Source organism: Pseudomonas sp. P106(2024) (assembly GCF_057480815.1).
In genome coordinates this window covers 254,138-276,767 of the sequence record NZ_JBLIYU010000005.1, presented here as the reverse complement: position 1 = coordinate 276,767, position 22,630 = coordinate 254,138, and the positions used below count along the sequence as shown (strand labels likewise).

Genomic DNA, 22,630 nt, shown 5'->3' with positions numbered 1-22,630 from the left:
GTAGTCTTTTTGACCATGATCAGGGTTGAAATGACTCGCTTTGCGCCGTCTTGCGCTCGCCGCGCATTCGGCTTTGCTACAGGATCCCCGCTGTGACCGACCTCCTGCGCAATCCGCTGCTGCAGTACCTCGCCCGCCTGGCCCCGTCCAGCCAGTTGACCATGCGCTACATCCTGCAGGATGCCGCCGACCGCCTGGGCTTCGCCGATGACGATATCGCCGATGTGCCTTGGCACCGTCTCGAGCCCGGCCATGTGATCGCCCTGGTGGCGGCGCTGCGCGCCGATGGTTACGCGCCCAATACCTCGTCGCTGTACGTCAATGCGGTGCGGGGGGTGATGAACGAGGCCTGGCGCCAGGGGCTGATCGACCACGAGCAACTGCTGATGATCCGCGAGGTCAAGCCGGCCGGCGGCAGCCGCCTGCCGCTGGGACGCAACCTGCGGCGCAACCTGATCCGTGAACTGATGGACGTGTGCGCCGCCGACCCGCGCCCCCAGGGCGTGCGCGACGCGGCGATCCTGGCGTTGCTCTACGGCACCGGCATGCGCAAGTCGGAGTCGGTGGATGTCGACCTGGACCAGGTGGACTTCCAGGAGCGCAGCGTGCAGGTGCTGGCCAAGGGCAACCGCCAGCTGGTCAAGTACGCCCCGGCCTGGGCCTTCGACAAGCTGCAGGCCTGGCTCGACCTGCGCCGGCAGCACCTGCCCAGCGGCGAGCACGACGACAGCTTCCTGTTCAACCGCATCCGTCGCGGCAGCCATATCACCCGTGCGCGCATCACCAAGCACGCGATCTATTACATTGCCCGCCAGCGTGGGGCGCAGGTGGGGGCCAAGATCATGCCCCATGATTTTCGCCGGGCGTTCATCACCCGGGTGATCGAGGAGCACGACCTGTCGATCGCGCAGAAGCTCGCGCACCATGCCAATATCCAGACCACGGCGAGCTATGACCGGCGCGACGACAACGAGCGGCGGCGGGCGGTGGAACGGTTCGACTACTGAGAGCGAGCGCGGGCCTCAGCACACCTCGGCATAGCGCAACGCCCGGCCACGCCCCTGATGCTTGGCCGCGTACAAGGCCCGGTCGCCCATCGACAGCAGCCGCGATAGCTCCCCTGGCGCGGCCGGCTGGCTGACTATGCCGATACTTACACCCAGCAGGCCCGGTTCCAGCAACGCCAGCCCGGAAAATCCGGCGCAAATCCGCTGCGCCACCTGTTCGGCCTCGGCCTCGCTGGCGCCGCGCAGCAGGCAGGCGAACTCCTCACCGCCGATGCGCGCAAACAGGTCGTCGCGGCGCAGGTGGCGAGCGGTTTCCCGGGCGAACGCCAACAGCACCTCATCCCCGGCGGGGTGGCCGAATCGATCGTTTATCCGTTTGAAATGGTCCAGGTCGCACAGCAGTAACGCCACCGGCACCTGACTTGTTGCGCAGTCATGCAGCAACTGGTTGCCACGCTCCATAAACGCCCGGCGGTTGTCGATGCCGGTCAGCGGGTCGCTGTAGGCCGCGGCGCGGAGCAGGATCTCGGCGCGCTCGCGAACCATTGCCAGGGTCACATAGGAAATGCCGATGGCGAACAGCATCGACTCGAACAGGATGAAGGCAAAGAAGCCCGGGCTGGCGCCGCCGTTGTTGATCGCCTGGTCGAGGGCGACACCGTCCTCGAGCAGCGTGCGCATCAGGTAGAGCGCTGCATGCAGGGTGGTCAGGATCAGCGCCGGGGTATAGGACACCTGCAGGCGCACCCGTGGCCGCAGCAACTCGCCGATGCTCAGGCCGGTATAGCCCAGGGTCAGCAGCGAATACACCTTCACCCGCAGGCCGAGATCGCCGTAAAAGCCCGGCCATAGGCTGAATAGGCCCCAGAACAAGGCGCCGGCCAGCAGCAGCGGCCAGTGCGGTTTGCGCCCGCCGAGCACGCGCATGGCCGTCCAGCCCAGGCCGGTGCCGACCAGCAGGACGATATTACCCAGTACCAGGGCCAGGTAGTCCGCGCCAAACCCGCGCAGGGCGTTCAGGCAGACTCCCAGGCCCGAGATCAGCAGCATCGCGCCCAGGTAGCCCAGGCTCGGGTCGCTGGCGCAGCGCCGCCAGGCGTGCAGGGTCAGGATGCCCATCAGGGCCAGGATGAAAACGGCGACCAGGATCAGGGTCGGCAGGCTAAGCGGCACGATTGAAGGGCTCTAGGGGCAAACCGGCGATGCTAAGCCATGCGCATGGCCATTTGCTACCTCGCTCAGTGAATGCTCGACGCCAGTTCGAAGATCGGCATGTACATCAGGATCACGATCAGCCCGATCAGCAGGCCGATGAAGGTCATCAGCAAGGGTTCGAACAGTTTGACGAACCATTCGACCCAGCGGCCGATCTCCTGGTCGTGGAAATCCGCGCAGCGCTCGAGCATCTCGCCCAGGTTGCCCGATTGCTCGCCGGCGCGCAGCAGGCGCAGCGAAACCGGCGTGACCAGTTGCCCGGCCAGCAGCGCATCGGACAATGGCAGGCCTTCGGCGACCCGTCGGCTGGCCTGCTCAAGGCCTTCGGCCGCACTGCTGCCGAGCAGCCCCCGGGCCATGCCCAGGGCGGTGAGGATGGGAATGCCGCCTTGCAGGAGGATCCCCAGCGAGCGGTAGAAACGCGCCAGCTCGTACATCACCAGGCGTTGGTGCAGGGCCGGTAGCCGGCGCAGCAGGCGACCGGCACCACGGCGCAGTGCCGGATGGCGGCGCAGGGCGACCAGCGCGCCGAGGCCGGCGAGGGTGCCCAGCCCCAGCGGCAGTTGTTGGGCATGCAGGAACAGGCCGATCTGCATCAGCACCCGTGACAACCAGGGCAGCTCGCTGCCCATGCCCTCGAACACCAGGCTGAAGCGCGGCACGACATAGCCCAGCAGGAACAGCACCACGCCGCCGCCCACCAACAACAGCAGCAGCGGGTAGACCGAGGCGCCGACCAGCTTCTGGCGCACCAGGTCCAGCCGCTGGCGATAGCCGATGTAGCGGTTCAGCGCATCGCCCAGGGCGCCGGTGCGCTCGCTCGACTGCACCAGGGCCACGTACAGGGCGGGAAACACCCGTGGCTGCTGGGCCAGGGCCTGGGACAGCGAACGCCCCTCGTACAGCTGGCCCACCAGTTGCGCCAGGGTCTTGCGCGTGGCGCCGCCGGGGGCTTTCTCGGCCAGGCTTTCGAGGGCGTCGATCAGCGGCAGGCCGGCGCCGAGGAGGGTGGCCAGTTCCTGGCTGAACAGCATCAGGTCGAACGCTGCCGGGCGTCGGCGCAGGGCCAGGCCCCGGCTGCGCACACTGAGCACGCGCAGGCCCTGGTCCTCGGCCTGGCGCCGGGCCTGGTCGCTGTCCTCGGCCTCGACCTGCATTTGCACCACGCCCTGGCTGCCCAGGGCCTTGAGCTGGTAGCGCATGGTCGTGCTCCTCACTGCCAACTGGTGATCTCGGCATTTTCTCCGTCGCCGCCGGGCTGGCCGTCCTTGCCCATCGACAGCAGGTCGTACTCGCCGCCGTTCTCGCCGGGCTGCTTGTAGATGTAGGGGCGTCCCCAGGGGTCCTGGGGTACCGCTTTTTGCAGGTATGGCCCCGACCAGCGCGCCTCGCCGCTGGGGGCGGCCACCAGGGCCTGCAGGCCCTGTTCGCTGCTGGGGTAGTGGCCGACTTCCAGGCGATAGAGGTCCAGGGCCTTGCCCAGGCCTTCGATCTGCGCCCGCGCCACTTTGGCCTCGGAACGGCCCAGCTGGCTGAAGTACTTGGGCGCGACGATGCCGGCCAGCAGGCCCAGCACCACCAGCACCACCAACAGTTCGAGCAGGGTGAAGCCGCGTTGGCTGTGGATGTTGCGCTGCATGGTGAAATCCTCCAGTGCGTTTACCCCTGCCATGCAACAGCCGTGCACGTCTGCGCCGGGCCCTTGCGCCATGAGCGCTGGCGGGCGGCACGGCGCTTGCGTCATAGCCGAAAAGCCCGATTCGACGGGCCATTTTCCCCACATCGGGGGCCACTGTTGTTCTTGTGCGGCGGGAGGTGACCGACATGCGTGGACTGATCCTGGGATTGGCGGCGGGGCTGATGGCGCTCGGCGCCCAGGCCGACATCTACATCGCCAGTGATGGCAAGGGCGGCTTCGTGCTGTCCAACGTGCATCGGCCAGGACGGCACTATGAGCGGGTGATCAAGGAGAGCGGCTTGGCTGGCGGGCCGGTCAACGCCCAGCTGGTCACCGGGCGGCCCTATGCCGACCTGGTGGCGGCCGCGGCCCTGGCCAACGATGTGTCGCCTGCGCTCTTGCATGCGCTGATCAAGGCCGAGTCCGGCTACAACCCCAAGGCCCGTTCGGCCAAGGGGGCGGCGGGGCTGATGCAACTGATGCCGGACACGGCGAAGGAGATGGGTGTCGCGGATGTGCTGGACCCGGCGTCCAACGTGCAGGGCGGGGCGCGCTATATCAAGCGCATGCTCAAGCTGTTCGACAACGACATCACCCTGGCGGTGGCGGCCTACAATGCCGGGCCCGACGCGGTGCTCAGCCGGGGGCGGGTGGTGCCGCCGTTTGCCGAGACGCGGCGGTATGTGCCGGCGGTCTTGCGAGAGTATCGGTTGCTGCGCGGACTGGCTGAGGATGCGCCGCTTTGAGGGCGGCCGGCGCTCGATCTCAAAGGCGCTGCAAGGCTCGCGGCGAGCACCTGGCAGCCTTCATGCGACTATTAGCACGACCGACACCCCATGGTTTCCCCAACTCTGGGCTATAACCTCTAAAGGTGCCCAGCCGCGGAGCCAGCCATGGACCTCGCCCCCCGTCCCGACACACTGCTGCCCGCCGAGACCGCCCCGGCGCGCAAGCCGTTCAACCTGCTGCGCTGGTACGCCTGGGTGAGCCTGGCTGTCATCGTCTCGGTGGGTGTCGGCCTGGGCCTGATCTCCAGCCGCTTCATCATCAATGAGAGTGTCGAGCGCGACGCCTTGCTTACCGCGCAGTTCATCACCTCCATCGCCGATGCCGAAGTACGTCATGTGGCGATCCCCAACGTGCGGACCATGGGCGAACTGCTCGACCCGCGTACCGACAAGGCCCTGTCGGACGTCGACCCCGAGGCCCGGCGCCGTGCCCGGGGTGAGTTCCTCGACCATATCGCCCATCTGCCGGACATACTCCTGGCCAACATCTACGCCCCCGATCGCACGGTGATCTGGTCGAGCAACCCGGCGCTGATCGGCAAACTGATCGAGTCCGACGACGACCTCGACCGGGCCTTCGCGTACAAGATGCGGGTGTCGGCCAGCTACCACGACTTCGAGCGGGCGCGCAGCGAGCAGAAGTTCGTCACCCCGCCCGAGGAGCTGTTCATCGAGAACTACATTCCCCTGTTCGATGCCGACGACGAAAACGTCACGGCCATGGTCGAGATCTACAAGGAGCCCCACGACCTGATCGTGCGCATCGAGCACGGCCTGCTGCTGATCTGGCTGGCCATCGCCGTGGGCGCCGGGCTGGTCTACGTCGGCTTGTACGGCATCATGCGCCGCGCTGCGCGCCTGATGGCGGTGCAGCAGAAGCGGCTGATCGGCAATGAAACCTTCGTCGCCCTAGGCGAGGTGTCGTCGGCGGTGGCGCACAGCCTGCGCAACCCGCTGGCGAGCATCCGCTCCAGCGCCGAGCTGGCCCAGGCGTTCGATGATGGCCCGGCGCAGAAGAACATCAGCGACATCATCAGCCAGGTCGACCGCATGTCGCAGTGGGTGCGTGAGCTGCTGCAGTCGTTGCGCCCGCTCGGTGACGAGGCCGTGCCGGTGGATGTGGCGCAGGCCGTGCGCGACAGCTTCCTGGCCCATGACCAGGCGCTGCGGCAGAGGGGGGTGCGTCTGGTCATGGACGAGCTGCCGACGGCCCGGGTGCTGGGCCAACCGGCTTTGCTCGGGCAGATCTTCAACAGCCTGATTGCCAACGCCCTGGAGTCGATGGAGGCGGGTGGAGAGCTGCGCGTGGAGGTGGTGCGCCACGACCGCCGCACCCTCAGCCTGCGTCTCTCGGACACCGGCAAGGGCATGAATGAGCAGCAGCAGCGCATGGCCTTCCGGCCATTCTTCACCACCAAGCAGGGTGGCGTGGGCGTGGGGCTGATGCTGGTCAAACGGATCATGGAGTGCTTTGGTGGTTCGGTGCGGTTGAGCAGTCGCGAGGGGATGGGGACACGGGTGTTGTTGAATTTTCGTGTCGCCGTTATGTGATTATCAACTGTAGGAATACCTATTAACCTATTGTTTTTTAACTATTTATTTTTTCTGGGTAAAGATTCCCCAGAGTTGGGGGATTTTTCTATATTTAACATTAATAAATCTATCCAAGCATATGATTTGTAAGGGAAAATAAAATAATTTATAGGCTGGCCGAGTTTTTGCTTCACCTGATACAAGCCTGAGGCGGCACCGTCCGCCCGGCCTCAATGGAGTCACTTTGCTACCATCGGTAGCAATGGCATGCCGATAGCCTTCATCGGCCCCAGGCGGGAGCGACGCAATGCAGACGCTCGACAATGATGCCTCTGACAAGCCCGGCAGTCCCGCTTCTGGGTTGGCCGCGCCGCTGAGCGAGTTCAACCTGCTGCGCTGGTTCTCGCTGGTCAGCCTGTTGATTATTGCCTCGGTCGCCGGCGGGTTGGGATATGTCTCGACGCGTTTCGTGGTGCGTGACAGCGTTGAACGCGACGCCATGCTCACTGCCCAGTTCATCCAGGCCATGGCCCAGGCGGAGGTGCGCCATTCGCAGCTGCCGCCCGGCATCACCATGGGCGAGCTGCTTGACCCGCGTATGGACCAGCAACACCTGCAGTTCACCCCACAACTGGCCGAGTCGACCCGGGTCGAGTTCCTTGACCACATCGAACACCTGCCCGACACCCTGCTGGCCAATGTCTATGGTCGCGACCGCCTGGTGGTCTGGTCGACCAACCCCAACTTGATTGGCAAGCGCATCGACGAGGACGCGGACCTGGAGCGCGCCTTCCATTCGCGCAAGTCAGTATCGGCCAGCTACCACCAGGCCGATGAGGAGCGCGAGGAGCAGAAGTTTCAGCGCGAGCCCCGGCACCTGTTCATCGAGAACTACATACCGCTGTATGACAGCCAGGGCGAGCAGGTGCTGGCGATGGTCGAGATTTACAAGGAACCCCAGGACCTGGTGCGGCGCATCCACCGCGGCTACGTGCTGATCTGGGCCTCGACCCTGGTCGGCGGGGCGCTGATCTACTTCGGCCTGTTCTGGATCGTGCGCCGCGCCGCCAGCCTGCTGCACCACCAGCAGGACCGCCTGGTGGCCAGCGAGACCTATGTGGCCCTGGGCGAGATGTCCTCGGCGGTGGCCCACAGCCTGCGCAACCCGTTGGCCAATATCCGCTCCAGCGCGGAGCTTGCGCAGGACATCGCCAGCCCGGCGGCGCAGAAGAATATCGGCGATATCATCACCCAGGTCGATCGCATGTCGCGCTGGGTCCGCGACCTGCTGGTATCGCTGCGCCCGGCCAGCGACGAGCCCGAGTCAGTGGACCTGGTGGCGGCCATCGAGGATACGCGACAGACCTTCGCCCCGCAGATCGAGCGCAACGGCGTGCGCTTCGCCTTCGAGGGGCCGTCAACACAATGGGTGGCCAGCCAGCCGCTGCAACTGACGCAGATTCTCAACAGCCTGTTCGCCAACGCCCTGGAGGCCATGCCCCAGGGCGGCGAGCTGCGCGCCGAGGTGCGCCAGCTGGAGGACCAGCAGGCCCTGTTGCAGCTTAGTGATACCGGCAAGGGCATGAACGAGCAGCAACGGCGCATGGTGTTCAAGCCGTTCTTCACCACCAAGCAGGGCGGCCTGGGTGTCGGCCTGGCCCTGGTCAAGCGGATCATGGAGCGCTTTGGCGGCGCGGTCGAGCTAACCAGCCGCGAAGAGGAAGGAACCCGCGTCAGCCTGACTTTCAAAATTGCAGCGGGAGGGGACCATGGAGCACAGCATCCTGGTGGTCGAGGATGATGAAATCCTCGCCGACAACATTCGCACCTACCTGGGCCTGAAAGGCTTCGAGGTCACGGTGTGCCACAGTGCGGAACTGGCGCTGGAGCAGATCAAGCGCGCCCGGCCCGACGCCGTGCTGACCGACAACTCGCTGCCCGGCATGAGCGGACACGACCTGCTGCGCACGCTGGTGGCGCAGGCGCCGGAGCTCAAGGTGATCATGATGACCGGCTACGGCAACGTCGAGGACGCGGTGCTGGCGATGAAGGAGGGGGCGTTCCACTACCTGACCAAACCGGTGGTGCTGGCCGAGCTCAAGCTGATGCTGGACAAGGCCCTGGCGGCCGAGCGCATGGAACGCACGCTGTCGTTCTACCAGGAACGCGAAGCACAGAAGTCCGGGCTGCAGGCGCTGATCGGCGAGTCGCCGGCCATGCTCGAACTCAAGCACACCCTGCGCCAGCTGCTCGACGCCGAGCGGCGCATGGCCAGCGGCGACCTGCCGCCGGTGTTGGTCGAGGGCGAGACTGGCACCGGCAAGGAACTGGTGGCCCGCGCCCTGCATTTCGACGGCAGTCGGGCCAAGGGGCCATTTATCGAGTTCAACTGCGCCTCGATTCCTGCCAACTTGTTGGAGGCCGAGCTATTCGGTCATGAGAAGGGCGCCTTCACCGATGCCAAGGAGCGTCGTGTGGGCCTGGTCGAGGCGGCCGATGGCGGCACCTTGTTCCTCGACGAGATCGGCGAGATGGACCTGGTGCTGCAGGCCAAGCTGCTCAAGCTGCTGGAGGATCGGACCATCCGCCGGATCGGCGCGGTCAAGGAGCGCAAGGTCGACCTGCGGGTGATCAGTGCCACCAACTGCAACCTCGAGCAGATGGTCCAGCAGGGCAAGTTCCGCCGCGACCTGTTCTTCCGCCTGCGCATCATCGCGCTCAAGGTGCCGCGCCTGTATGCCCGCGGGCAGGATATCCTGCGCCTGGCGCGGCATTTCCTGGCCCACCACGGGCGGCGCTACGGCAAGCCCAACCTGCGCTTCTCGGCCGAGGCCGAGGCGCTGATGCTGGGCTACGGTTGGCCGGGCAATGTGCGGGAACTGCGCAACATGCTCGAGCAGACGGTGCTGCTGGCGCCCAGCGAGGTAATCGGCGCTCATCAGCTGAACCTGTGCCTGACCCTGGTCGACGAGCCCCAGGCGCAACCTGCGCAGGTGCTGGCGTTCGAAGCGCCGCGCCACGAGCCCCCGGGTACCGCCAGCCTGCCGGATATGGAGCGCGACATGGTCTGCCGCACGCTGGATCGCACTGACTGGAACGTCACCAAGTCGGCACGGCTGCTGGGACTGTCGCGGGACATGCTGCGCTACAAGATCGAAAAACTCGGCCTGACCCGACCGGACAAGCGGCAGTGGTGACCAGCTCAGCGCGATCGATGTGTGGCGGCCTTGCCGAGACGTTGGACCGGTCGGAATGGGCCGCACAGCGGCCCTGGCGATATCAGCTTGATTAACGAATCCTGGGGGCGCTTCGCACCCCTTTCCGACCGGTCCGACGCCTCGGCAAGGCCACTTCTACGGGACCGAGTAGCGTTATGGGCTCAAGGCTTACCGCTGCTCCCTGACCCACCCCCGTCACGCCCCATTCCCTCCGACCCGCTACTGCCCATCCCCGGCAGATCACGATCATCGTTCTGCTCGGCTGGCGGACTTTCCGGGTCATTGCCCTTGATCCGGGGGTCGGTGTCCCGCGGCATGGGCTTCTCGATCGGGTTGAGGGTGCTGTCGACCCCCGGCTGTGGCGCCGGATTGTGCGGATCGTCAGGGTAGGTGGCGCCGGTACCGGCGGCCAAGGCCAGGGGCGAAGCGAGCAGGGCGGCGAGGAGGAAGGCGTGTTTCATGGGGCAGGCTCCTTTGCGACGGAGAAAGCGGCCCTGCCTGCGCAGGGCCTCTGTCTCACTTGGGCCTGTGGCCCGTCAGCAAGGTGCCATGACGGCGACCAACGGTCACACTACCATCGACAGCAACATGATGAAGATGATGCCGACCACCGAAAGGATGGTCTCCATCATGCTCCAGGTCTTGAAGGTCTCGGCCACGGTCATGTTGAAGTACTGCTTGACCAGCCAGAACCCGGCGTCGTTGACGTGGGACAGGATCAAGGAACCGGCGCCGGTGGCCAGCACCAGCAGTTCACGGTTCACCCCTGGCACCAGGTCGATCACCGGGGCGACGATGCCGGCGCCGGTGATGGTGGCCACGGTCGCGGAGCCGGTGGCAATGCGGATCACCGCCGCCACCAGCCAGGCCAGCAGGATCGGCGAGATCTCGGCCTGCACCGCCATCTGCCCGATCACGTTGCCGACGCCGGTGTCCACCAGCATCTGCTTGAAGCCGCCGCCGGCGCCGACGATCAGCACGATGGCGGCGGTGGGCGCCAGGCTTTGGTCGAGCATCTTCATGATCTGCTGGCGGTTGAAGCCGCGGGCCGAACCGAAGGTGTAGAAGGCCAGCAGCAGGGCGGCGAGAAGGGCGGTGATCGGGTGGCCGATCAGGTCCATCCACTGGCGCACGATGTGCTCGGCCGGCAGTACCACGTCGGCGAAGGTTTTCAGCAGCATCAGCACCACCGGCAGCAGCACGGTGATCAGGGTCACGCTGAAGCTCGGCAGGTTCTGCTGGTTCGAGTCGCGGGCGATCTGGTCCATCAGCTCCTGGGACGGGTTGCCCGGGATATAGCGCGAGATGAAGTTGCCGAACAGCGGGCCTGCGATCACTGCGGTCGGCAGGGCCACCAGCAGGCCGTAGAAGATGGTCTTGCCGATGTCGGCGTGGAAGATGCCGATCGCCAGCAGTGGCCCCGGGTGCGGCGGCACCAGGCCGTGCACCACTGACAGGCCGGCCAGCAGCGGGATGCCGATCTTCACCAGCGACACGCCGGAGCGGCGGGCGACGATGAACACCAGCGGGATCAGCAGCACGAAGCCAATCTCGAAGAACAGCGGGATGCCCACCAGGAAGGCGGCGAACATCATCGCCCAGTGCACCTTCTGCTTGCCGAAGGCGCGGATCAGCGTCTGGGCGATCTGGTCGGCGCCGCCAGAGTCGGCCATCAGCTTGCCGAGCATGGTGCCCAGCGCGAGGACGATGCCGACGAAGCCGAGCACGCCGCCGAAGCCGTCCTGGAACGACTTCATCACCTTGGCCACCGGCATGCCGGAGGTCAGGCCAAGAAAGCCCGCGGCCAGGGTGAGGGCGACGAAGGGGTGGACTTTGAAATGGGTGATCAGCAGGATGAGCCCGACGATGGTGACCAGTGCGTCGAGCAACAGGAAGGTATCGGTAGCCAGTCCGAACATGGTTCGTGAACCTCGGTCTTTTCGTTGTTGTTTTGGTGTCGCGTGTCTTGCGTCATTGCGTCTTGAGAAGCAGGGAGACAGCGCTGTCTTTGGTGAGCCGGAAAAACCGCCGGTTCAGGCAGTCCGCGCCAGCGCCTGCTCACCGCAAGGCTTTAGCCATTGGTGCACGTCCTCGGCCAGCGTGGTCAGCGGGCGGGTGGCATCCAGGGCCAGGGTCAGGGGTTCGGCGTGCGGCGGCTCCAGTGCGGCGAACTGGCTGTCGATCAGGCTGGCCGGCATGAAGTGGCCGGGGCGGGCCAGCACGCGCTTCTCGGCTTCTTGCGGGGTCAGTTCGAGGAACACGAAGCACAGCTCGGGCACGGCCTGGCGCAGGGTGTCGCGGTAACGGCGCTTGAGGGCCGAGCAGGTCAGGATCGGGCGCTCGCCGGCGGCCAGGGTGTCTTGCAGCGCCTGGCCCAGAAGCACCAGCCAGCCGGCGCGATCGTCGTCGTCCAGGGGAATGCCGGCACTCATCTTGGCGATGTTCGCGGCGGGGTGGAAGGCATCGCCTTCGATCAGGCGGCCGCCGCTGCGGGTGGCGATGGCGGCGCCGACGCTGCTTTTACCACAGCCGGCTACGCCCATGACCACGATCGCGGACAGGGAAGGGTTCATCTGTACCTCCTGCTGGGTGAGATAGCGCTGTCTCGGTCGGGACGGACCGAGCGTCATGCGCCACCCTCCCGGGTGTTATTGATCTTGTCTTTGGCAGTATGGACGCTGAACGCATGCCTGCTACCAAGATTGCATTGCCTGCATTCAGAGACAGCGCTACCTTAGTGACCGTTCCCCATTCCTGCAAGCGGTAAAATTACAACACTCATGTCCCGCACTGGCTCGCGCACTACCGGTCGTCCCACCCTGGCGGAAGTCGCCAGGCTTTCCGGGGTTTCTCCCATCACCGCCTCCCGCGCGCTGCGCGGCGTCAGCACGGTCGCGCCGGAGCTGGCGCAGAAGGTCATGGCCGCAGCGGCCAGCCTGGGCTATGTCGCCAACCCGGCGGCACGCGCCCTGGCTTCGGCGCGCAGCCAGTCGGTGGTGGTGTTGATCCCATCGTTGTCCAACCAGTTGTTCATCGACACCCTCGAGGCCATCCACGAGGTGATGCGCCCCCGTGGGCTGGAGGTGCTGATCGGCAACTATCACTACGATATTGCCGAGGAAGAGAACCTCATCCGCAACTACCTGGCCTACCAGCCGTGCGGCATGCTGCTCACCGGCTTCGAGCGCAGCGACGCTTCGCGGCAGATGCTCGCCGCCAGTCGGGTGCCGTGCGTACATATGATGGAGCTGGGCGGCGAGGCCGACGCCCTGTCGGTGGGCTTCTCCCAGCACGAGGCAGGACGTGCCGCGGCGCGCCACCTGATCGAGCGCGGTCGGCGGCGCCTGGGCTTCATCGCCGCGCAGCTCGACCCGCGGGTGATGCAACGCGCCGAGGGCTTCCGCCAGGCCCTGGCCGAGGCCGGTCTGCAGGCGCCCGAGCTGGAAATGCTCGATCCGCAGCCGTCGTCCATCGGTCTGGGCGGCACGCTGTTCAGCCGCCTGCTGGCCAAGGCGCCGGATGTCGATGGCATCTTCTTCTGTAACGACGACCTGGCTCAGGGCGCGGTGCTGCAGGCGCTGCGCGAAGGCGTAGAGGTGCCGCGGCGGGTGGCGATGGTCGGCTTCAACGACCTGCCGGCCTCGGCGCACATGGTCCCGCGCCTGACCTCGATCCGCACCCCGCGCGCGGCGGTCGGCCGCGGCGCGGCGCAGGCGTTGCTGGCATTGCTCGATGGCAAGCGGGTGGCCACCGGGCAACAGGACCTGGGGTTCGAGCTGATGGTGAGAGAGAGTTCCTGAGCCGCTACAGGCACTGCACGATCCGGATATCCCTGTCTCAACCACAGCTCCAGGGCTGGCGCGTGCGATCAGCGGACACGCGTCACTGCACTGGCAGGAAGTTCATCAGCAGCAGGCTCTGCGCATAGTTCAGGCCGATTCGCCGGTAGCGTTCGTCGAGCATCTGCGCCACCAGGTCCAGGCGCGCGACGACCTTGCCGAACTCCACCGCGAAGCTCAGGTTGCTGCCCTGTTCGGAAATTTCGTTGGAAAACAGCAAGAGCACGCCATTGGCATCCTGGCGCTGGCTCAGCATCCAGGTGGCTTTCTCGATGTTGCGGGCAGCGTTGTTGATGAACAAGGGGTCCAGGGTGTCCGTCATGTAGAACGCGGTGCGTCCGCCATGGGCGGTGACCAGCATGCTGCCGATGGCGTAGATGAATGCGCCGACCCGGTCGCCGCGAAACTCCGGGCTCAGGGCGTAGCTCAAGGCTGCCAGGTCGCGGCGCTCGCCCAACTGCGGCAGTGGTTGGCGCTGTTCGATGGCGATGCGAATCTGCCGCGCCGCCGTGGTGGCGTCGAGGTAGCCCGACAGCCTCCACTGGCTGGGGTTGCGCAGGTACAGCTTGTCCATCAGCAGGTACAAGCTTTGCAGGTTGTCGCGCATGGCCAGGGTAGCCATGCGGTCGACACTGGTCTGGAACAACTCGTCTGGCTTGCCGTTGCCGATCTGGGTGAGCATGTCGCGCCCCTGCTGTTGGGTGCAGGCTGTCAGGCACACGAGGGCAGCGGCCAACATCAGGCGGTGGTGAAGCTCGGCGGGTTGTCGTACGGCCATCGGCACCGGTGGGAGTCGTCGGTTCTGCCGGGGATCGGCGGAGCCTGGCCATGGATAGAGCGCAGTAAGGCGAAAAAGTGCAATATCGCGACCCTTGACTCACGATAAGCCGTGGTCAAGGGCCGCGCGGGTCAGGCGACATCGACCAGCACGATCTCGCTGTCTTGCACTGCCGTCACCTTCAGCACCGTCTCCTGCTCGATCGCGACGCCGTCGCGCGCCTTGGCCTGGAGCCCGTTGACCTCGATCAGCCCCTTCGCCGGTACCAGGTAGCCGCGTCGACCAGCATCGAGGCGGTACTCGGCGCTTTCGCCGGCGCGCAGAGTGGCAGCCACCAGGCGTGCGTCGGTGCGGATGCGCAGGCTGTCCTCATCGCCCTCGCGGCCACTGGCCAGGGTCACGAAGCCCTCGCCACGTTCACCCTTGGGGAACGGCCGGGTGCCCCAGGACGGCGCATCGCCGACCTTCTCGGGAATGATCCAGATCTGGAAGATCCGCGTGTCGACCTTCTCCAGGTTGTATTCGCTGTGGACGATGCCGCTGCCGGCACTCATCACCTGTACGTCCCCGGCCTCGGTACGGCCTTTGTTGCCCAGGCTGTCCTGGTGGGTGATAGCCCCTTCGCGGACGTAGGTGATGATTTCCATGTCACGGTGCGGATGGGGCGGGAAGCCTGCGCCGGCGGCGATCAGGTCGTCGTTCCAGACCCGCAGGTTGCCCCAGTGCACACGTGCCGGGTCATGGTACTCGGCGAAAGAGAAGTGATGATGAGCGTCCAGCCAGCCGTGGTTGGCGTGGCCAAGGCTTTCGAAGGGTCGCAGTTGCAGCATGATATTGCTCCTCTGATTCGGTGGAATGGTGCCATGATGCGGTTTTGAAAGATCGATAAAAAGCGTAAATATCGGCTTTATATGATCTATTAATTCGATTCGAATGAATGTGAATCAACATGCGCTTCATCGCCTAATTGACTGATACACAAGCATTCGCTGGCACTTTCTTGCGGATGAGGTGAACATGCCGGCTGTTCTGATTCTCAATGGAGTGACCGTGCCTCACGAGCATCCCCAGGCCCCGGCCGACCTGACCCCGCCCGCCCAGTTGCCGTGGCTGCGCCGCCTGGCGGCCCGCCTGTTGGGGCGCGGCCTGTCGCGCCTGAAGGCGCAGCACCGTGACTCCTGGTTCCTGGGCCACGCCACGGGCCAGCGCAACGGCCATGCCGATGGCCTGCGCGAAGGCTACGAGCGGGGCCGGGTGGACGGCTACGAGGCCGGGCGCCAAGTCCTGGTGATCCGTGATACCCGCCCCGAGCATGTCGCTGTGCCGGGCCAGGACGACAACCTGTTCGACGACTGGCGCCTGCCGCTGACCGCCGAGCTGAAGAAGCGCTTCAAGGCCGATGTCGCCCAGCGCCTGCCCGCCGAGATGCAACCGAGCGCGGCGCAGTGGAAGCTGATCTTCAGCGACACCCCGTCCACTTGCGTAGTGGCCGGCGCCGGGGCGGGCAAGTCGACCTCGCTGGTGCTGCGCATCCTGTTGCTGCGCCATTACCTGGGCTTCGAGCTCGATGCCCTGACCGTGGTGACGTTCACCCGTGAATCGCGCAAGGACTTCATCCAGCGCCTGCTGCAGGTATTCGCCCTGTGGCAGGTCGAACTGTCGCCGGCCCAGGGGCGCGAACTGGTGCGCACCTTCCACTCGCGGATTCTGCCGCTGGTGCGCAGCCTGCCGGGATTCGCCCAGGTGCGGGCGTTCGAGACCCTGGGCAATGAAGTGCCAGTGGCAAGCGAGGCCAGTGCCGACAGCAACCCGTTCGACCTGCGCCTGAACGATGCCCAGCGCCAGCAGCTCAACCTGTGCTACCGCGACCTGATGGGCCAAAGTCCGCGTTTCGCCCAGCTCATCGGTGCGCTGCGCCAGGAAGCCCTGCTGCTCAAACCGCTGGATCCCGATCACCCGGATGTGCAGAAGCGCGCCCAGGTGACCCAGTTGGCGGCCCAGCGCGACGAAGAGCTGTGCGACGTGATCGAGGACCTGTGGTTCGCCGCCGGCGCCTGGCCGATCAAGGGCATCGAACCGTGCCGGGACACGGTGCAGATCCGTGGCAGCCGTTTCCATGTGCATGGTCGCCTGGAAGGGCTGGATGCCTGGGTAGTACTGGGCTTCGATCCCGCCGAAAGCGGCCAGTATCAGCGTCCTGGCGCCAAGCTGGCGGTGCGTGCGGAGTGGGCGGTAAAGCGCACTTTGTTTCAAGCTTTCTGCGATAAACCATTGATATGGCTTGATAATTATTCTTCGGCAAAACGGTTGGCGGCGTCCCTGGCGGGTGATGCCGTGGCAGGTCCGGGCTTCGAGTACAAGGTCAAGGGCGAGCTGGCCCCGGCGCCGTTGCTCGACGCCTTCGTCACTGCGGCCAGTTTCATCGAGAACCTAGGCCTGGACGTGAATGCGGCGGTGGCGGCCATGAGCTTCCCGTCCGGCGACACCGACGCGACCTTCTTCGAAGCCCTGGCCCTGTACTGGAAGGCGCTGGAGGCGCACCTACTGGGCCAGTCGCCGCCGGTGATGACCTACAACCGCATGTTCGCCCTGTTCGGCGAGAACAACCCGGAGAACCTCGGGCTGTTGCCCGACCCGTTGCTGCGCCCCCTGGCGCACCTGATGATCGACGAGTTCCAGGACGTCTCGCCGCAGATCGTCAGCTGGCTGCGCGCGAGCCTGGCCGAGATCCGCCGCCGTGGGCCGGCCCTGCATGTCGGGCGGGTGGCGCAGCATTCGTCGCTGATGTGCGTCGGTGATGACTGGCAGTCGATCTACGGCTGGCGCGGCAGTTCGCCGAAGTACTTCATGGAGTTCACCAAGGCGTTCCCGTCACCCGCCAACACGCGGGTGATGCTGGTGGAGAACTACCGCAGCCAGCAGCACATCATCGATGCCGCCGAGCATCTGGTCAAAGGCGCCCCGGCCATCACTGGCAAGAAGGCCAAGGCCGCAGGGCTGGCGGCTGAATTGCCGTTGGCACCGGTGAGGGTCTTCGACCGGGACGAGGCGGCACTGGCCGAGACCGTGATCGAGCACTATCAACGTGGCGAAACAGTCATGATACTGTTTCGAAAATCCAGCGATAAACTATTGATAGAGCAATATATATCATCGATTGTTAAAGTTGATTCTAGCTTGCCGATCGGCCAGCGCCGCCTGCGCCAACTGACCTATCACAGTGCCAAGGGCCTGCAGGCTGACACGGTGTTCATGCTGGGCGATTGCCAGTACCTGACCAGCTCGCCCTACAAGAACCAGGTCTACCGTCTGGCCGGCCTGGGTAAGCCGGGTGATGCCCAGGCGTTCGACACGGCGCAGAAGGAAGAGGTGCAAAGACTGGCCTATGTGGCTGTCACGCGAGCAGTCCGGCATTGCTACTGGCATGTGGAAAAGGCCAGTGGCGAGGTGGCCGGGCAGCCGCGCGCGTCGAGCCAGGTACACGGCCGGCAGGTCTTCTTCGAAGACCTGCGCGGCCAGTAGGCTCAGTTGTTGGGGTCGCGGCGTGCGGTCAGGCCAAGGTAGAGGGCGTCTTCGTCCGCTTCCAGGCCCAGGGCCATGCGGTTCATGCCCGCGACATACTGTTCACTGGTGAGGGTCTGGCGCAGGGGCTGGCCATCTTCGCCAAGGGGACTGCGCCCCAGCGCCTGGGTCAGCGCTTCGATCACCGGGGGTTCGAGCGTGCCGTCCAGGTCATTGCCCTCCAGGAAGTCCATGCCGACATCCCAGCGACGCCTGAGCACATTGAAGCGAGTAATGAATTCCCGGTGCAGCAAGCGGCGCCAGGTCGGGTGTCGAGAGATCCACTGGCGACGCCTGTCGGCGCTAGTGTCCCGTGTCTCGACCTCATTGCGTACCGCATCTTCGGTCTGCGCCGAGATTTCGGCGGTTTGCCGGTACAGCATGTCCTGTTGGAACTCGGGGAAGTCCAGTATCCTCGACAGGCGAGTGCGCAGGGCCAGGCGAATCTCGATCAGGTCCAGGCCTTCGCCAAGGCCATTGTGCAGCACGTCGTCCGACAGCGTATCGAAGCGATGCAGCTCGGGTACTGCGGGCCTGGCACCGCGCTCGTCCAATGGCTGGGCATGCCAGGCATCCATTGCACGTAGGGCATCGCGTCGCGCAAGCCTGGCGTTGAACAGGTCCTGGGCCAGGGCGTTCACCTGGTCTCGTCGGAACAGGCGCCTAAAGAACTGGAACAGTGGTGGCGTGGCAACCTCGTCACCGGCGATTCCATAGTCGGCCTTGATCTCTGCGGCCTCATCGTAGGCCATTACTTCGACCTGCAAGGTATCGAAACCATCGGCACCGGCATCGCCGCAGGTCACCGGAAACTCGCTGGCCACCTCGTTAAGGCGGGTGCGCAAGCGAGTGCTGGCGGCAGCCCGATCAAGCAGTCTCCAGACCTGACGGGCAAAGGCCCTGGGCTGACGCAGCGCGCTGGCTGACATGCCGACCTGTTCGATGACCTCGCGCAAGCTGGTGTTGCGGTCCTCGTCAAACAATGCGTTCCAGGTGGCTTGGCGGGCTTCGCTGGCACCGCTCAGCCAGTCGATTCGCTGCGCAGGTGCAGGCAAAGGCGCCTCGATCGTTTCTTCCTCGGCGGAGGCGCCGATGACCCTCAGGCTTGTGCGGGTGCGTTCATCCAAAGGGTTGTAGTTGAAGCGCCAGCGATAGCCAGGACGTCTGGCCAGCAGTGCGTCTGAATAGGCTGAGTAGATCAGCGAGTCGAAATCGGGAATCTGCGTGATGCGATTCATGCTCAGGTCCACTTCGCGCAGCATGCATGGGGTGCGCTGCATCAAGGTGCCGAGCCCGGATGGCCAGTGCTGCAACTGGGTGCTGTCCAGACGCAGGGTGGCCAGGTTCTCCAGGTTGCCCACGTCAGGGCCGAGGCCCAGCGGATTCAGGCTCAGGTGCAAGTGCCGCAACGCACGCATCGAGCCAAAGGCCCCCGCCATTTGCGCATCCAGCGCAATGCGGTTGACCCGCAGATCCAGGGTCTCCAGGCGCAGGCCCGCAATCATCTGCAGGTCCGGCAGGGTCAGGGTGAGGCGGTTGCGGGGCAGTTCCAGGCTGCGCAGATTGTCCAGTGTCGGCAATACCTCGTGGGCGACAGCTGGCAGCTCCCCCAGGCGTGCCCCGCTCAGACGCAGTTCACGCAATTGCGGAGCATTGCGCAGTGCCCGCAGGACCGAAGCGGCGCTCAACTGCGGGCTGCTGCGCACATCGATTCGCCGTAATGACACAAAGGCCTGCAGGAAGTCGGCGGGCATTTCGATCACGTTGAGGTTCTCCAGCGTCAACGTGGCGATGTGATCGAAACGCGCCGCTAGCGGCGGCAACGCATCGAGGGTGATATTGGACAGGCTGAGTACTTCGCCGTCCAGGCGCTGCCAGGCCCGGACCAGTTGGTCGGCGGTCCTGGTGAAGTAGGCGCCGACTTCTTCGCCCCAGTCGTCGGCGCCTTTGCTGGCCCAGGCGCCGAGCTGTTCACGCAGTGTTGCCAATTGAGCACGCAATGCCTGAATCTGTTCAGTAGCGCTGCCCCTGACGCGCAGGGTAACCAACAATTGCCTGACCTCGCGATCACCGAGCCCGGGGTACAAGGCATGCAGCTCGCGTTCGGCCCGGGAGGCGAATACGCCTGGGCTCAGCGGGTAGCCATACCTGCCATCGCTCAGGCGCAGGGGCGAGCGAAAGCCGGGGCTCACCGGTTGCTGGCCGATCAGCCTGGCGGCTGCCGGACGGTCGGCAAGCGCCGCGTGATAGCGCTGTTGCGCGGACCTTTGTGGGTAGCGGGCCAGCAGGTTGTCGCTGATCAGCTGGCTATCGGCGTTGGCCAGGCTGTTGCGGTACAGGCCCAGGATTGCCCGGTCCAGTCGCACGCGGGCTTGCAGCAGCCGTGCTTCCTCGGCAATACGCAGGGGAACCCGGCCTGCAAGCAGGCTGTTGCGTTCGGCGCTGCTGGCCTGGCTGGCCAGTTCGTCGAGTGCCTGCCGGGGCAGGCCGGGAAACTGTCGACCGATGGCCAAGATCGTGGGCGTGGCTGCGCTGGTATGAGCGTTGTAGAGGCTGTCGAACAGCGCCGACCGACTTGCGCTCAACCGGTCGGCCATCAGCGTCTGCAAGGCCTGTTGGCGTTGCCCGGCTGAGGCACCCTCGGGCAGCAGGGCGTTTACCGTTTCTTCGTCCAGGTTTTCCAGGACGATCCTGGCCAGGTCGCCGTTGTCCAGGTCGCTGCGGGTCAACTGGATTACCTGGTCACCGAGCCGATCGCGCCCATAGCGGGTGGCGCTGCCCATCGGCTCGACCCCCTCGAAAACCTCCAGCACCACATCCTCGGGCCAACCGGGCAGTTCGCCGAGCACACTGATGGCGAATTGTTTGTAGGCTGCCAACGGGCGGCCCTGGCGGGTTCTGGCGATGATCTCGTCGGCGGTGCTGTCGGCCTTGAGCCGGCGCAGGGCGTCCTCGAGCAGCGCCGGAGGGCGCCTGCCGTCGGCGTGGACCTGCTCCAGCACGCCACGGTCCAGGCCGCTGCTGTCGAGCGCTGCCAGCAGTTCTTCATCGTTCAAGCCCTTGCAGAGCGGACCGAGGCGGCGCATCAGCTTGACCCGGCTCCAGTCCTGCGGCCGCTCGTGCGACAAGCGCCAAGCCCCTTCGCCATTGCCACGCAGTCGTGGCTGATAGGCCTGTGGATCTTCCGGATGGACAATGCGCCAGTCTTCATCGCTGTGCTTTCGCACCTCGTGGAGCGAATCGTCCAGTTCGATGAAATGCCGATTGTCATACTGCAGGATGCCTTGGTTGTCCGGTTGCAGGTCCGCCGGCAGTTCGACCGGGCTGCGGTAGGGCTGCAACTGCGGGTGCCACAGTCGCTGCTCGCCATTGATCCAGAGGCTTTCCATCCCGTCGACAAAGCCGCTGGCCCTGGCCAGCTTGGCGACGCCAGCGATGGCGATCACGCTGCCGAGGTTGATGAGCAGCGACTCGACCTGCCCTGCGGCCTGGGCGTTGTCACCTTCGGACCAGGCTTCGAAACCGTGGAAGATACTGCTCATGACCTGGCCTGCGCCCACTGCCAGCATGGCGACGTCCAGGCCGGGGACGAACATGGCCGCCACCCCCAGCAGGTTGAAGCCGCGCTCGCCCCACAGCATCAGGCGCTCACGCCGTGCCTTGGCGTCGACATCGGCCGTCGGTACCGCCACCCCGCGCGCGTCGTCCTGCAGGCGTTGTACATGGTCGTTGAACAGCTTGGGCCACACCGGGAATGCGATGGGGGTTTCATGGATCGCCAGCACCGGGAAGCGGACGGGGCGCGGTGTTGGTGGCTCATCTGCTTCGCTGGCCGTTTCCTGTCCTTGCCAGGGATGCGTGCCAGGTTCGGTCTCGGCAAACGCGGGGGAAGGCGTCTCGAGGGGGATCACCTGCGCCCGGGGGCCTTCGAACAGCCTGGCCTTTAGTTTTCTTGCCATCTCGGGGCGATCCTTCAGGGCGACATGTTCCAGAAAACGTTCGCGATAGCCGGGCTCCAGCAGCCGGCGCCGTAGGTACCTGCCGAAGGCGAGCAGATTGATGAACTCCTGTACAGGTTGATCGTCGTCGAAGGGCAGGTAGGCGATACAGGCGGGGGCGGGCTGGCTGTTTGCTTTCAACAGCCACAGGTCGTGCAATTGAGTGCCCAGCATGCTCAAGGTCAGCACCGAGGCCGTTGCCGTCCCGTAACTTGGCGCTTGGTCGGTGGTACAGAGCTGGAGCAATGCCTGGAGGCCTTCATCCGTCAGGTGTCTGCGCATATGGGCGATCAGCGCCTGCACGGCAAGCTCATCGCGCCGCGCTTGGCTCCATAGCGGTTGCAGCACGGCCTTTCGCGTGCCGCCGTAGATGCTTTGCAGGTGCTGCTGATAGCGCTTGCCCAGGTCGAGTGCACGGCAGTGGCGGACAAAAGCGTTTGTACTCAAGCCAGGGATTGGGGTGGTGTCTTCGACACTGAGCTGCAAGGTGCTGAAGGGGCCAACCTCAGCCATGCCTTCGAAATTGTGCAGAGCGGCTTCCAGCAGGCTGGTGAGCGTGGCGGCGCCGGTCGGTTGCTCGGTCAGGATCACCGGGCGGGGCATGACATGGGATGCGTCCGGATCGGGAAACCCACCCATCTGGCCCTGCGTAAATGGCTGACGGTTGAACTGCGCTTGTGTAAGGGAGACCTGCACGCCCAGTCGCGCCTTCAGCAAAGGTTCGCAGAACTCGGTGATGCCCCGCAGAGCCTGTAAGGCCTTGGCCAGTGCCTTGCTACTGGTCGTTCGCTGCTTGATGGCCTCGCGCAGTTCTGCCTGGCGGACCGGCGACGCCTGGACGAACCAGTCCGCGAACTGTCCGTCCGGCTTGATGTGCTCCCGGTGTGCCCGACGCAACAGCCTTTGAGTGTGGGTTGGATGCAGATGCCTGGTCCAGCCCGGCAGGCTGCGCAAGATCTGTTGCTGGTGGTAGGGAGGATCGAGGCTGTGCATGGTCGCATTCCAATAAGGGGGA

16 protein-coding genes are annotated in these 22,630 nt (G+C 65.2%); 7 read left to right on the top strand and 9 right to left on the bottom strand.

What is annotated here, in order from left to right; translation table 11 throughout:
• Nucleotides 1-92 precede the first annotated feature (92 nt).
• The gene (locus AC25M7_RS11710) at nt 93-1,007 is read left to right on the top strand and encodes a site-specific integrase (protein ID WP_486971078.1); all 915 of its coding nucleotides are present in this window, start codon (nt 93-95) and stop codon (nt 1,005-1,007) included.
• Nucleotides 1,008-1,022: 15 nt separating this feature from the next.
• Here the strand turns inward: AC25M7_RS11710 and AC25M7_RS11705 are convergent, their stop codons facing one another.
• The 3 genes from AC25M7_RS11705 to gspG form a co-directional block, all read right to left on the bottom strand.
• Nucleotides 1,023-2,180 carry a GGDEF domain-containing protein gene (locus AC25M7_RS11705; RefSeq protein WP_486971077.1) on the bottom strand — a complete coding sequence of 386 codons (1,158 nt, stop codon included), beginning with the start codon at nt 2,178-2,180 and terminating at the stop codon, nt 1,023-1,025.
• A 65-nt stretch (nt 2,181-2,245) separates the two neighbouring features.
• Nucleotides 2,246-3,424 carry a type II secretion system F family protein gene (locus AC25M7_RS11700; RefSeq protein WP_028691859.1) on the bottom strand — a complete coding sequence of 393 codons (1,179 nt, stop codon included), beginning with the start codon at nt 3,422-3,424 and terminating at the stop codon, nt 2,246-2,248.
• Nucleotides 3,425-3,435: 11 nt separating this feature from the next.
• Nucleotides 3,436-3,861, bottom strand: a complete 426-nt coding sequence (gene gspG, locus AC25M7_RS11695) for a type II secretion system major pseudopilin GspG (RefSeq protein ID WP_028691860.1) — start codon at nt 3,859-3,861, stop codon at nt 3,436-3,438.
• 221 nt (nt 3,862-4,082) lie between these two features.
• Here gspG and AC25M7_RS11690 point away from each other — a divergent pair, with 221 nt between their 5' ends.
• The 4 genes from AC25M7_RS11690 (at nt 4,083) to AC25M7_RS11675 (ending at nt 9,418) form a co-directional block, all read left to right on the top strand.
• A complete protein-coding gene (locus tag AC25M7_RS11690) occupies nt 4,083-4,646 on the top strand; it encodes a lytic transglycosylase domain-containing protein (RefSeq protein ID WP_371877799.1) in 564 nt (187 codons plus the stop codon).
• 147 nt (nt 4,647-4,793) lie between these two features.
• Nucleotides 4,794-6,239 (top strand): sensor histidine kinase, encoded by a 1,446-nt coding sequence (locus tag AC25M7_RS11685; protein WP_062363100.1) that lies wholly within the window; start codon nt 4,794-4,796, stop codon nt 6,237-6,239.
• Nucleotides 6,240-6,528: 289 nt separating this feature from the next.
• A complete protein-coding gene (locus AC25M7_RS11680) occupies nt 6,529-8,022 on the top strand; it encodes a sensor histidine kinase (protein WP_236247967.1) in 1,494 nt (497 codons plus the stop codon).
• Nucleotides 7,991-9,418 (top strand): sigma-54-dependent transcriptional regulator, encoded by a 1,428-nt coding sequence (locus tag AC25M7_RS11675; RefSeq protein ID WP_028691864.1) that lies wholly within the window; start codon nt 7,991-7,993, stop codon nt 9,416-9,418. Before AC25M7_RS11680 ends, AC25M7_RS11675 begins: the two co-directional genes overlap by 32 nt.
• A 182-nt stretch (nt 9,419-9,600) precedes the next feature.
• On the opposite strand, the gene AC25M7_RS11670 is transcribed toward AC25M7_RS11675, so the two are convergent.
• The 3 genes from AC25M7_RS11670 to AC25M7_RS11660 all read right to left on the bottom strand — a co-directional run bounded on the left by AC25M7_RS11670 (nt 9,601) and on the right by AC25M7_RS11660 (nt 12,012).
• Nucleotides 9,601-9,900 carry a hypothetical protein gene (locus tag AC25M7_RS11670; RefSeq protein ID WP_280064128.1) on the bottom strand — a complete coding sequence of 100 codons (300 nt, stop codon included), beginning with the start codon at nt 9,898-9,900 and terminating at the stop codon, nt 9,601-9,603.
• A 105-nt stretch (nt 9,901-10,005) separates the two neighbouring features.
• Nucleotides 10,006-11,358 carry a GntP family permease gene (locus tag AC25M7_RS11665; protein ID WP_028691866.1) on the bottom strand — a complete coding sequence of 451 codons (1,353 nt, stop codon included), beginning with the start codon at nt 11,356-11,358 and terminating at the stop codon, nt 10,006-10,008.
• 114 nt (nt 11,359-11,472) lie between these two features.
• A complete protein-coding gene (locus AC25M7_RS11660) occupies nt 11,473-12,012 on the bottom strand; it encodes a gluconokinase (protein ID WP_028691867.1) in 540 nt (179 codons plus the stop codon).
• Nucleotides 12,013-12,219: 207 nt separating this feature from the next.
• On the opposite strand from AC25M7_RS11660, the gene gntR reads away from it, so the two are divergent.
• Complete coding sequence (gene gntR, locus AC25M7_RS11655; protein ID WP_062363105.1) at nt 12,220-13,239, top strand: HTH-type transcriptional regulator GntR; 1,020 nt, start codon at nt 12,220-12,222, stop codon at nt 13,237-13,239.
• An 82-nt stretch (nt 13,240-13,321) separates the two neighbouring features.
• On the opposite strand, the gene AC25M7_RS11650 is transcribed toward gntR, so the two are convergent.
• On the bottom strand, nt 13,322-14,056 hold the full coding sequence (locus tag AC25M7_RS11650; protein ID WP_062363108.1) for a hypothetical protein: 735 nt from the start codon (nt 14,054-14,056) through the stop codon (nt 13,322-13,324).
• Between the two features lie 131 nt (nt 14,057-14,187).
• Nucleotides 14,188-14,886 (bottom strand): pirin family protein, encoded by a 699-nt coding sequence (locus AC25M7_RS11645; RefSeq protein WP_028691870.1) that lies wholly within the window; start codon nt 14,884-14,886, stop codon nt 14,188-14,190.
• A gap of 187 nt (nt 14,887-15,073) precedes the next feature.
• On the opposite strand from AC25M7_RS11645, the gene AC25M7_RS11640 reads away from it, so the two are divergent.
• Entirely contained in the window at nt 15,074-17,578 is a 2,505-nt protein-coding gene (locus AC25M7_RS11640; RefSeq protein WP_486971076.1) for a UvrD-helicase domain-containing protein, read from the top strand.
• A 2-nt stretch (nt 17,579-17,580) separates the two neighbouring features.
• On the opposite strand, the gene AC25M7_RS11635 is transcribed toward AC25M7_RS11640, so the two are convergent.
• Nucleotides 17,581-22,608 carry an NEL-type E3 ubiquitin ligase domain-containing protein gene (locus AC25M7_RS11635; protein WP_486971075.1) on the bottom strand — a complete coding sequence of 1,676 codons (5,028 nt, stop codon included), beginning with the start codon at nt 22,606-22,608 and terminating at the stop codon, nt 17,581-17,583.
• Nucleotides 22,609-22,630 lie beyond the last annotated feature (22 nt).

What these genes read in the sequence shown, in the direction of transcription:
- AC25M7_RS11660 (WP_028691867.1), bottom strand. Translation starts at nt 12,012, where the DNA reads ATGAACCCTTCCCTGTCCGCGATCGTGGTCATGGGCGTAGCCGGCTGT.
- AC25M7_RS11670 (WP_280064128.1), bottom strand. Translation starts at nt 9,900, where the DNA reads ATGAAACACGCCTTCCTCCTCGCCGCCCTGCTCGCTTCGCCCCTGGCC.
- gntR (WP_062363105.1), top strand. Translation starts at nt 12,220, where the DNA reads ATGTCCCGCACTGGCTCGCGCACTACCGGTCGTCCCACCCTGGCGGAA.
- AC25M7_RS11645 (WP_028691870.1), bottom strand. Translation starts at nt 14,886, where the DNA reads ATGCTGCAACTGCGACCCTTCGAAAGCCTTGGCCACGCCAACCACGGC.
- AC25M7_RS11640 (WP_486971076.1), top strand. Translation starts at nt 15,074, where the DNA reads ATGCCGGCTGTTCTGATTCTCAATGGAGTGACCGTGCCTCACGAGCAT.
- AC25M7_RS11700 (WP_028691859.1), bottom strand. Translation starts at nt 3,424, where the DNA reads ATGCGCTACCAGCTCAAGGCCCTGGGCAGCCAGGGCGTGGTGCAAATG.
- AC25M7_RS11635 (WP_486971075.1), bottom strand. Translation starts at nt 22,608, where the DNA reads ATGCACAGCCTCGATCCTCCCTACCACCAGCAACAGATCTTGCGCAGC.
- AC25M7_RS11650 (WP_062363108.1), bottom strand. Translation starts at nt 14,056, where the DNA reads ATGGCCGTACGACAACCCGCCGAGCTTCACCACCGCCTGATGTTGGCC.
- AC25M7_RS11665 (WP_028691866.1), bottom strand. Translation starts at nt 11,358, where the DNA reads ATGTTCGGACTGGCTACCGATACCTTCCTGTTGCTCGACGCACTGGTC.
- AC25M7_RS11690 (WP_371877799.1), top strand. Translation starts at nt 4,083, where the DNA reads ATGGCGCTCGGCGCCCAGGCCGACATCTACATCGCCAGTGATGGCAAG.
- AC25M7_RS11685 (WP_062363100.1), top strand. Translation starts at nt 4,794, where the DNA reads ATGGACCTCGCCCCCCGTCCCGACACACTGCTGCCCGCCGAGACCGCC.
- AC25M7_RS11675 (WP_028691864.1), top strand. Translation starts at nt 7,991, where the DNA reads ATGGAGCACAGCATCCTGGTGGTCGAGGATGATGAAATCCTCGCCGAC.
- gspG (WP_028691860.1), bottom strand. Translation starts at nt 3,861, where the DNA reads ATGCAGCGCAACATCCACAGCCAACGCGGCTTCACCCTGCTCGAACTG.
- AC25M7_RS11680 (WP_236247967.1), top strand. Translation starts at nt 6,529, where the DNA reads ATGCAGACGCTCGACAATGATGCCTCTGACAAGCCCGGCAGTCCCGCT.